The organism is Providencia sp. AGC89 (assembly GCF_053543535.1).
This window is the reverse complement of the sequence record NZ_JBIXLP010000083.1, coordinates 24033-34240: the sequence shown is the minus strand read 5'-3', so window position 1 is coordinate 34240 and position 10208 is coordinate 24033. Positions and strand designations below refer to the sequence as shown.

Sequence of the window (10208 nt, the reverse complement as noted above, 5' to 3'; positions counted from 1 at the left end):
AGCCAATTCACTACCCCGTAAATACTCAGTCATCAATTCATACCTCGGCAAGCTGGTTGCAGGTTCAGGCCGCAGGCTAAATTCGTAGAATTTAAATCCTGCACGACCCACCATCTTAACAGCAGCGCAAGCCAATCCACCGCCCCGTAAATACTCAGTCGCTAATTCATACCTCGGCAAGCTGGTTGTAGGTTCAGGCCGCAGGCTAAATTCGTAGAATTTAAATCCTGCACGACCCACCATCTCAACAGCAATTCAAGCCAATTCACCGTCCCGTAAATACTCAGTCGCTAAGCAGTACTTTGATCTTGAAGATAGCGGTTATGGAATAAAACCGGCATCTGCAATGTTTATTCACCATACATAAGATAAACTTGTTGAAATGTAGGTGAACATTGAAACAGTATTTTTGCATGGTTAGAGACAATATCTTAAAAATTACATAACCATTTGATGTAAAGTCATAATTGTATTTTTTATCTGGAGAGGTTGGCAATAATGATAGATAATCTGATAGGCTTAAATAAGCATTGGTTAATTAAAATAATAGTATTGTAGTAACATAAGGTGGGATATCGAGTTTCACTATCTGTCTTAATTATGCAATAATGCAATGATATTATCATCTGAAGTTAAACTCTGTTTGAGTGTTATTTTTTGATATTTAATTCCAACCATGCTCTTGGGACGATAAAAATAACAATATTAAATTTAGATTATCAATTAGCATTATTTATTCATAATTTTGTGATGTTCATCAAGTAAAGTGAATAATAAACTTTTTTAACGTTAATGTTTTGTTATCTTGATAGTTATGATTTGGTAGATATTTACCTTGCTGCTTTAAAAATTTAGCATTTTGGTTAATTGTAACAAAATGGTGCTTTTTGTAACTCATTGATGTTTAATATTACCAAATAGTTTTAGAGGTAAAATTTATTGTTTTTACTATTTTTTACATAAAACTAGCAAATATGCTCATATTTTCACTTCCAAGTGCCTGTACTACTTTAATATCATTAATAATGTTACAGTGTTAAATTATTCTGTTTATTTCCTTTATTTTCAGGTTATGCATCGGTGTGAAGGGTTTTTTTTAGATTAATATTCTGATATCAGCCAAGTGACTGAAGGGGATAGGCATAAACCGACGAGTCCTGATCATTATAATTGATTGATATTACAATATTTTATTGTTACTTTAAGAGTGTGAAATGATTTGTTACATAGTTGCAATGTCATTTTAAGACTAGTTGAAAGTAATTAGAAGGCTAGTATATCATTCTTTCCGATATTGGCTGAGTCGTCTTTAGCTTTATCAAAGTTACACAAATTAAATAAAGATAAAAATAAAAAATGCAGTTAACTATCTGCAGACTTTTATTTCATTAATATAAATTGAAGCGAGAATGTTTATGAATACAAAATATCCTGTCGCTTGTGCAGTTGGACAAAAAATTAAAGCACTAAGAAAAGCTCAAGGTTATACGGTTTTTCAGTTAGCCAAAGAGATAGATATCAGTGAGCAGCAATTATTTCGTTACGAGCGTGGCGTTAATCGTATTGACATAGATTGTCTTGTTCGCGTACTAAAAATATTAGACGTCAATATGGGTGAATTCTTTAGTGAAATACTACAAGATGACGAACATATAGATGAGAGAAGGGACACAAAAGGATTTGATGATTCAATCTATACTCTTGTATGATACAAATAATTATTTTGTCTCAAAATGAAACTTAATTTAATTTTTATTCTTAATTGTTTCAATTAAGAACATAAATTAATGCACTGATGTGCGTATTTCAAAAAGAGTATAATTATATTATTTATCTCTCATATCGAATGATATTAAAAATAAAAGCCCGAGTTGGGCTTTTATTTTATTATTATATAAATACGGGACTAAACTATTTCACTTAATAATAGATAAATAATAAATAACACTGATTCATAGATAATGCTGGATGAGTTAATTACTAACTGACCGGTAATATATACTTGCTTCCAGTGTTATCTGTATTATCTATAGTTAATGATATCGTGCTTTTTTAGCTAAATAATCACCAATAAATTGCATACTTTGTACAATGATTATCAATGTAACAACCGTTATGGCCATTGCTACATTATCAAATCTTTGATAACCATAATTTAGCGCTAAGTCACCCACACCACCGCCACCGACGGCCCCTGCCATTGCAGTTGCTCCAACTAAAGTAATGCTTGCAGCTGTTAGACTAAGGATCAGCGATGATTTTGCTTCAGGTAAAATAAAATGCCAAACAATTTGCCAATTAGTTGCTCCCATAGAGTCTGCTGCTTCAATAATTCCTGAATGTACACTTAGCAATGAATTTTCGACTAAGCGAGCGGTATAGGGGGCGATAAAAATGACTAAAGGTACTATTGCTGCTGTTGTCCCTATTGATGTGCCTACCATAAAACGCGTTAATGGGATCATTGCGACCAATAAAATAATAAAAGGTAATGAGCGAATGACATTGATAATTGGGTTTACAATCCGATAAATGGATTTATTTTCCCAAATACCTCCAGGCCGAGTCACTACGAGCAATATTCCTAACAAAATACCGAATACGGCTCCTAAAATGAGGGCAACACTGACCATAGTAAATGTTTCGGACATGGCGAGTAGAAACTGTTTACTTGTTAAAGCTGTTTCGAATAATGGTGTCATAATGCCCCCTTATTGACTGCGACCCCTCGATGACGAAGAAACAAAATTGCGTCATTGATTTTTTCTTTGTCACCAATAATTTGTACAAACATACTCCCTAGTACTACACCGCTGATTTCTTTCATGTTGGCAAACAGGATATTGATTTTGACGATATTTTTCAGTATCAACTCATTCACAACAGGCTCTTGAGCGGAAGCCCCTAAAAACTCTAATCGGTAGACATCTTGTTGATGTTCTAAATTATGGAGAACACGTTCGGGGATCTCCTGATTCAAAACGGTTCCAACAAATTTTTGTGTTGTCAGATGTTGTGGGTTTGCAAAAATATCGAGCACTGTACCTTCTTCGACAATTTTGCCTGATTCCATAACCGCAACGCGGTTACAAACTTGTTCGATAACCTCCATTTCATGGGTGACAAGCAAAATTGTAATATTTTGCTCTTGGTTAATTTTCTTTAGTAATTGAAGAATTGAACGGATTGTTTGTGGGTCGAGTGCTGAGGTCGCTTCATCACATAATAAGATTTGTGGGTTATTGATGAGTGCTCGGGCAATACCAACGCGTTGTTTTTGCCCGCCAGATAACTGCCCCGGGTATTGGTTTTTCTTATCGCTAAGCTCTACAAATTCAAGAATATTATCAATTCGACGATTGATTTCTTGTTTATCGACGCCTGAGAGTAACAGAGGCATAGCAATATTTTGTGCGACAGTTTTAGTTTCTAATAAATTGAAATGCTGAAAAATCATACCAATACTTTTTTTATGCGCACGTATCTCAGCGGGGGTATGGTGCGCAATATTTTGCTCATTAATAATGATGGCGCCATTAGTAGGTTTTTCTAATTGATTAACTAAGCGAATAAGGGAGCTTTTACCTGCGCCGCTATAACCAATAAAACCAAAGATGTCCCCTTGATTGATATGCAAATTAATACCTTGCAATGCAACTAAAGATTGCCCATCTTTTTCATATATCTTCTGTACATCTTGAAAGGTAATCATAATTTACTCCACATTATCAGTTAGTTGTATACGCTCTGATTGAGGAGAGGCAGCTCGCCATTCATCACCTAATAATTCAGCCTCTTGGCTCGTTTTGACTAATTCAAGATGTTGTTCGCGATGCGCAAGATATAATTTTGCGGCAATATGCCCAGCCAATCGCTCAGCGCCGACATTAGTACCAGGAATTAAACCAATAACAGGTCCCATACTGAGTGACGCTGATAAATTAAAGCAATATAACTGATTGATTTTATGGTTATCATTACTATTTTTAGCGACTAATTCAAAGTGATTGCCTAAATAAGGGTGTGATGCTAACTCTGAATTTTGCTCATTAGCAGGGGGAATGAAAACATCTCCCCATGTTTTAATCAGAGGAGTAAGTCGGTTGAAAGCGCTATTTTTAGACCAATTTATACGATAGCCAGTTGCTAAAATTAGATAATCTACGGTGTATTTGCCACTCGTTGTGGTGATATCTAACTTTTTATTATTCAACTCAACAAAGTTAACTTCAGTATTAAAGTTGAAATAAGCATTTTTATGGCGAGATACGCGTAGTGTACTACCATGTGGAGCGGGCGTTTTTGCTTTAGCGACATAGTCAGCATAGTGCCATTTTTGTTCATCGGTAAAATAGCTATAGGCGTTAGTAAAACCTGGACTACCAGCTACTTTACCTCGGTTTACGCGTGGCATATCACTTGCTCGAATTAAAATCTCGACCGAGTTAGCGCCATTTTCCAATGCGGTCGCAGAGCTGTCCATTGCGCCTGCGCTATAGCCGACAACACCAATATCTAGCCCCTTAAAACGGCGATAATCGGAGCCTGCGTATGAATGCTCCCAATAAGCGGTAGGAATATTATCCATAAAACTGGGGATATTAGCTTCGCTAAATGATTCCATTCCTGTCGCCAAGATGACATGTAACGCTTGATAAGTGACTTTGCCCTCAGGCGTATCAAATATTAATTCGCGGTAATCATTAGTTGGTAAAATATCAATTAATTGATACTGATTTAGGACATAAGGTTCTGTCATGGTTCTAAACCATTGTAGATATTCCCCCCATTGTAAACGAGGGATCTTATCGAGTTCTTCCCATTTTTGGACACCGAATTGCGCTTTAAACCAAGCTTGAAAGGTTAAAGATGGAGAAGCTAAGGCTGGGCCAACAACATGTTTTGGAGAGCGTAGTGTTTCCATCAACGCAGGTGTTTGCCATGGGCCTTCTTTTCTAATGGGAGCCTGATCAAAAACGATAGCTTCAATACCCTGTAACTTAAGTGCAAACGCCGCGGTAATCCCTGACATACCAGCACCAATAATAGCCACATCAACTTGTGTTTTATGTTTATTATTTCCTGATAACGACCAGGAGCTAATAGGTAAATTTAGATATTGCAGATCTTGTTTTACTTGTGCCTCTAATGCATCTAAGCCGATAGGTAATGCCATTTAATTACTCCTTATCTTCTGTAATTTCAAATGGTTCACCTAAGGACAGCATGAGACGGTTTGCCCACGAAAAGAAAGCACTAGATTGAATCAGATCAAGCAATTCAAGTTCGGATAAACCGAGTTTTCGTAGGGTTTCAATTTGCTGCGTATCTGCTTGAATTGGTGTTGCAGACAAAGATGCGGCTAAATCCGTGATCGCGGTTAATCTTTCATCAAAACCTTCGGCAAGTATTGAGCCTGGCGCTGTCGATAATAGTTTTTCAACGTCGGGACGGCGTGCCTTAGCATATTGGCTTGCTTTTCGTGCATGAACGGAAGCACAGTAAATGCAGCCATTGACTTTACTCACAACAGCGGCAGCAAATTCCCGCTCCCAACGAGGAAGGCCATCCGTTGTGTAAAATACTCCGCGGTCAACTAATGTGCGTAATTCTAAAATTTTGCTTTGGTGAGCAAGTAGTAAAAAATATTCTGAATTTAATTGGCCGAATTTTTTCATGGTTTGTGCTTCTTCGGCGGATAAAGAGTCTGGCAGCCTTGCCGATAGCCATGGTTCCCAACCTAAATTGTCTTGAGTAAAAGCTGTTGGTGATGGCCGGCCTTGCTGAGTTATTGGTTGTTGATTCCATTTACCAGCCACAACTTTATTTGGGTGAGTTGTACTATCGCTATTACCAGAAAGTAACAATATGCCCTCAATGAGGCGGGCTTGGTAAGTGACATAAGTCACTAACTGCGCCAGTAAAATAATGTCATGCTCGCCCCAACCATGTTCAATTAATGGTTCAATTAAATGGTAATTTGTCTCTTTAGGTGATTGAGTTAATATTTGTAGATATTCTTTAGCGGCCTGAAAAGGGAGGGAATGAGTTATTTCTGGCACAGACCCAGCTAACTTAAAATAGAATTTCGCAAGGCGTGGGCTGCCCGTTAGTTCAGCGACTTGATAAGCAAAATAATATTTCACATCATTTGAAAGCAAAGTAGATGGCACAGAAAAAATAGCATTGAAACAAGCTTGAGTATTATCTGTTGCTGCTGCGCGCTCTTCGCGAATTTTAGCTAAATTGGAGTCTGGTGTTAAATCAGTCAGGTAATTAATTAAATCATCATTGAAAACAGTCATAAAGTAACTCACTTTTTTTAAACGTTTTTTTATCTCCTTTATTACATATCAAGCTCATCATTAACCGAACGATCTATTTGTTATATCCTTATAGCTAAAAAGAATTAAAATAGATTGTTATATTACTTTTGTATTAAGGTATAACGATATGATCTAAGTAGAATTTACAAATTATGATTATACTGCCCAAAATATCTTTACAGGGTTGTTATCTATGTTAAAACAAAAAATAATAAATTTATCGTTAATGGCTACAGCGGTAATCGTACTTGCTGGGTGTGGCGATAATAATGAAAAAAATAATCCAAATAAAAAACACATTACGATAGGCTTTGGCGTGGGAAATTATATTGACCAAGTTGAGAAAGGTATTGTCCCTATTCTAGAAAAGAAAGGCTATACCGTTAATTTGCGTCAGTTTTCACAAAATAGGCAAATAAACCCTGCTTTTGAAGAGGGATCAATAGATGCATCTGTTAACCAAAGTCGCGCTTATATGGATGCTTATAATAAAAAAAATAATATTAATATGGTAGCGCTGACCGACTCTCCTAGTGCACCACAAAGTTTGCGGTCAAATAAACATAAATCACTCGATGAAGTCAGAGATGGAATGATTGTTGCGTTATCGAACGACCCTGTTAATGCAGAACGAGGGGCTAGGATTTTAGAGCAACTGGGCTGGGTTAAAATTAAACCTGATGTTAGTACGTTAAGTTTTAGTGTGAATGATATTTCACCAGCGAAATATCAGCTTGATATTAGAGAAACAGATGCAGCACAAGGTTTACGTTTATTAGATGATGTTGATTTTGTTGTGGTAAATGGAAACTATGTTGCGAGTGCAGGGCAGAGAATAGCGGATGGATTGGTGGTAGAAGATTCACCTTTGGAACACCGTGTTATTGTTACTGTGATGCAGGAAAACCTTGATTCTCAATGGGCTAAAGATTTAAAAGATGCTTTTGAATCAAAAGAATATGCAGATTATATTCGCTCACAGCGTATTTATGATGGTTTTATTGAACCAGAAAGCTGGAGTAAGTATCCAAAATAAAAACCTAGTCTATTTTATTTATTGTTCAACATCTTTTAGCCACTTATTAGTGGCTTTTTTATATTATTTTACTGATTTAGTATGAAAATTATTCGTGTTGAATTGCTAGACAACGTTATGTTTTTTAGATATTTAATAGGAAACAAAAGTACGATAAGAACCGCGTAGAGTTAACTCAGTTTAAAAAGTCAATCAGGCAGGGGAACATATGAATAATGAATTAATAAATGCATTTAATGTGATAAAGGCAAAAAAATGGGTTGATTTGACTCATAGCTTTGATAAGGATTCACCCCATTTTTTTATGTTTGATTCAGCTGAATTTAAAACATTATTTGGCTACCCTGAGGGTTTTTTTGCACAGCAATTTACTTTCCCTGGGCAATATGGAACACATATTGATGCTCCATGTCACTTTGTAGAAGGAAAGCGCTACTTACACGAATTAGAATTGAAAGAGCTTGTTTTACCTTTAATCGTAATTGATCAGTCACAAAGAGCAAAGAAAGACCCAAATTTTGCATTTAATCTTGATGATGTTTTAGCGTTTGAACAACAACACGGTCAAATTGAGTCAGGCAGCTTTGTTGCATTACGTACAGATTGGAGCAAACGATGGCCCTCGCAAGAACTTATGGATAACAAAGACGAAGAAGGTAATAACCAAATACCTGGCTGGGGAATGGATGCACTTAAGTTTTTATTTGAAGTGAGAGGCATTAAAGCGATTGGTCATGAAACCTTTGACACTGACGCAGCGAAAGATTTTCGGAAAAATAATGCATTATTGGGGGAATATTACGTATTAGAACAGGATACTTACCAAGTTGAGTTACTGGCTAACCTAGACCAAGTGCCTACTCGGGGCGCTGTTATTTTTAATATCGTAGCTAAACCAAACAATGCAAGCGGTTTTCCGGTACGCTCTTTTGCAATTCTACCCTAGAATATGTTGATAACATTCCCCATCTATAGCCATTTAGTTTGATGGGGAGCGTTAAATGGCAAATAGTTATAAAATAATTAAAAAACCTATACTTTAAACTCGGAGAGTTTCCTAAAGCCGATGGCAATATAAATAAAAAATTATTGTTAAAGTCATTGCATTTATATTTTAATTAATTTTAGAAATGTTTTTCCACGGAAACCCCTTGTAGTAAATCAAAATAGTGTCTTAATAATAAAGTGAGTTAAATACCATTTTTGATAATCGCAATAATATTTGACGGGTTTTATAGAGAGGGGTAGTAAGGATTAGGGGACTTTAACCAGTAAGTAATAATAAAATGATTGATATCGTGAAATTATGATACTCACGATATGCGTTAAGCTAAGCTTACAGCCAAAACTATTACGACGCAGAAAATAATTAATTTAAGTACGCCGTAATATGATGATCTTATTTAAATAGCGCCATATCTAAAAATTTGAAAGCATCATCTACATTAAGGTATTTCTCAATTGTAATGTAGCTGCCAGTTGGTTGCCAATATAAATTAGAGACTCCAGGGTCTACCTCATTATTTGCTATTTTATAACGAATGAATTTTATTTGAGTATTATCACTTAAATCTCCACTGTTGTTATTATCTATAAATTTTGTTCCTTTAACCATATAATAATGGTTTTTATACTGATGTAATTCAAAATCAGAGATTTTAACCATAGATGCAGATAGGCTAAAATCGCTCCAAATAAACCCATTATCATCTGGAGTGGGAATGATTGACCATTTTTTGTTATCTTTCATAAAAATAGTCGCAGTGCGATTAGGGTGTGATGTATTATTGTCAAAGCTAGCTAAAAAAATGATGTCAGTAATACCATTATTATTAAGGTCTATATTATTTTGCCCATCTTTTAACATGACTAATGTGCTACTGTTGCTCATAAAGCTAGCTAATAATAATAAATAGATGAGTTTCTTAAGTTTCATTTGGTCGCACTCCGAACTAGTCTAAAACCAATGTCGGGCATAACAAAACCCGCGCTGTGAATATCACAACTTGATAAGCCTGCTGGTTGTAAATAGCTTCCACCACAGAAATAATACATTTCTGTGCCTAACACGGTTTCGCTATCATAGACCCATTCATATACGTTACCACTCATATCATAAATTCCTAGAGCATTCGCTTTTAATTTACCAACAGGACTGGTGCCGAATAGCTCTGTATTAGGTTCGGGAAACCAGGCAACTTCCTTTGCATTATTACTTCCGGAATAATAATGCCCATATGTACCATCAATTAGGCCATTATTTCCTCCTCTCGCTGCGACCATCCACTCTGCAATTGTTGGTAATCTATAACCATTGGCATTATTATTTATTGAAAAACTATATTGTGAGCTATCTCGCAAAATAGAATTATCTGCAATTATATAGGCAGGTTCTAGCCCCATTTTTTCACTCAATGCATTAGCAAACACAATCGCATCAGACCATTCAATATTAGTAATTGGATGTTCTTTATTATTTAAGTCAGATGTACGGCAGTCATCATAAAAGGAACCATTACAACCCTCATTTATCTTATAACCTTGTCCGTGTGCCCAATTAATAATCTCATCGTAAAGTTTGTAGGTTACTTCAGTATTCATAATAAAATAGCCATTAAGCTTGACATTTGAATTTGATTTATAATCATGATCACCAAAAACAGCACCTACGTAATAATCCCCTTGGTCAATATATACTTCTTGGAATAAAGAGGAGGATGCATGGGTACTCCAGATTGGTAAGATAAATAGAATTAGTGAAGCCAAGTATTTCATACTGTATTAAAATCCTATATGTTTAATTTAAGGGGCACTCTATTGAGAGATATTTAAACTAAAAAGTGAAT

The 10208-nt window shown here is 35.7% G+C and carries 10 protein-coding genes; 3 read left to right on the top strand and 7 right to left on the bottom strand.

The window, feature by feature from the left end; translation table 11 throughout:
* A partial coding sequence (locus ACIPUA_RS17740; protein ID WP_449059934.1) for a hypothetical protein occupies positions 1-243 on the bottom strand: 243 nt, incomplete at its 3' end.
* Between the two features lie 1172 nt (positions 244-1415).
* On the opposite strand from ACIPUA_RS17740, the gene ACIPUA_RS17735 reads away from it, so the two are divergent.
* Positions 1416-1709, top strand: a complete 294-nt coding sequence (locus tag ACIPUA_RS17735) for a helix-turn-helix domain-containing protein (protein WP_042844586.1) — start codon at positions 1416-1418, stop codon at positions 1707-1709.
* Positions 1710-2033: 324 nt separating this feature from the next.
* Here the strand turns inward: ACIPUA_RS17735 and ACIPUA_RS17730 are convergent, their stop codons facing one another.
* The 4 genes from ACIPUA_RS17730 to ACIPUA_RS17715 are packed head-to-tail and all read right to left on the bottom strand — an operon-like array spanning position 2034 to position 6305.
* Positions 2034-2702 carry a methionine ABC transporter permease gene (locus tag ACIPUA_RS17730; RefSeq protein ID WP_042844584.1) on the bottom strand — a complete coding sequence of 223 codons (669 nt, stop codon included), beginning with the start codon at positions 2700-2702 and terminating at the stop codon, positions 2034-2036.
* The gene (locus ACIPUA_RS17725; protein WP_449059933.1) at positions 2699-3712 is read right to left on the bottom strand and encodes a methionine ABC transporter ATP-binding protein; all 1014 of its coding nucleotides are present in this window, start codon (positions 3710-3712) and stop codon (positions 2699-2701) included. The genes ACIPUA_RS17730 and ACIPUA_RS17725 overlap by 4 nt, the downstream gene beginning before the upstream one ends.
* A gap of 3 nt (positions 3713-3715) precedes the next feature.
* On the bottom strand, positions 3716-5176 hold the full coding sequence (locus ACIPUA_RS17720; RefSeq protein WP_042844579.1) for an FAD/NAD(P)-binding protein: 1461 nt from the start codon (positions 5174-5176) through the stop codon (positions 3716-3718).
* Positions 5177-5180: 4 nt separating this feature from the next.
* The gene (locus ACIPUA_RS17715; RefSeq protein ID WP_048607573.1) at positions 5181-6305 is read right to left on the bottom strand and encodes an alkylhydroperoxidase domain protein; all 1125 of its coding nucleotides are present in this window, start codon (positions 6303-6305) and stop codon (positions 5181-5183) included.
* 214 nt (positions 6306-6519) lie between these two features.
* Here ACIPUA_RS17715 and ACIPUA_RS17710 point away from each other — a divergent pair, with 214 nt between their 5' ends.
* Positions 6520-7362 carry a MetQ/NlpA family ABC transporter substrate-binding protein gene (locus ACIPUA_RS17710; RefSeq protein ID WP_048607571.1) on the top strand — a complete coding sequence of 281 codons (843 nt, stop codon included), beginning with the start codon at positions 6520-6522 and terminating at the stop codon, positions 7360-7362.
* 208 nt (positions 7363-7570) lie between these two features.
* The gene (locus ACIPUA_RS17705) at positions 7571-8308 is read left to right on the top strand and encodes a cyclase family protein (RefSeq protein ID WP_042844570.1); all 738 of its coding nucleotides are present in this window, start codon (positions 7571-7573) and stop codon (positions 8306-8308) included.
* A gap of 453 nt (positions 8309-8761) precedes the next feature.
* Here ACIPUA_RS17705 and ACIPUA_RS17700 read toward each other — a convergent pair whose 3' ends face one another.
* Together ACIPUA_RS17700 and ACIPUA_RS17695 are read right to left on the bottom strand one after the other, a co-directional pair.
* Positions 8762-9298 carry a carbapenem self-resistance protein CarG family protein gene (locus ACIPUA_RS17700; RefSeq protein ID WP_042844568.1) on the bottom strand — a complete coding sequence of 179 codons (537 nt, stop codon included), beginning with the start codon at positions 9296-9298 and terminating at the stop codon, positions 8762-8764.
* Positions 9295-10137, bottom strand: coding sequence for a formylglycine-generating enzyme family protein (locus ACIPUA_RS17695; protein ID WP_042844566.1), 843 nt, complete (start codon positions 10135-10137; stop codon positions 9295-9297). The genes ACIPUA_RS17700 and ACIPUA_RS17695 overlap by 4 nt, the downstream gene beginning before the upstream one ends.
* Positions 10138-10208: the final 71 nt, after the last annotated feature.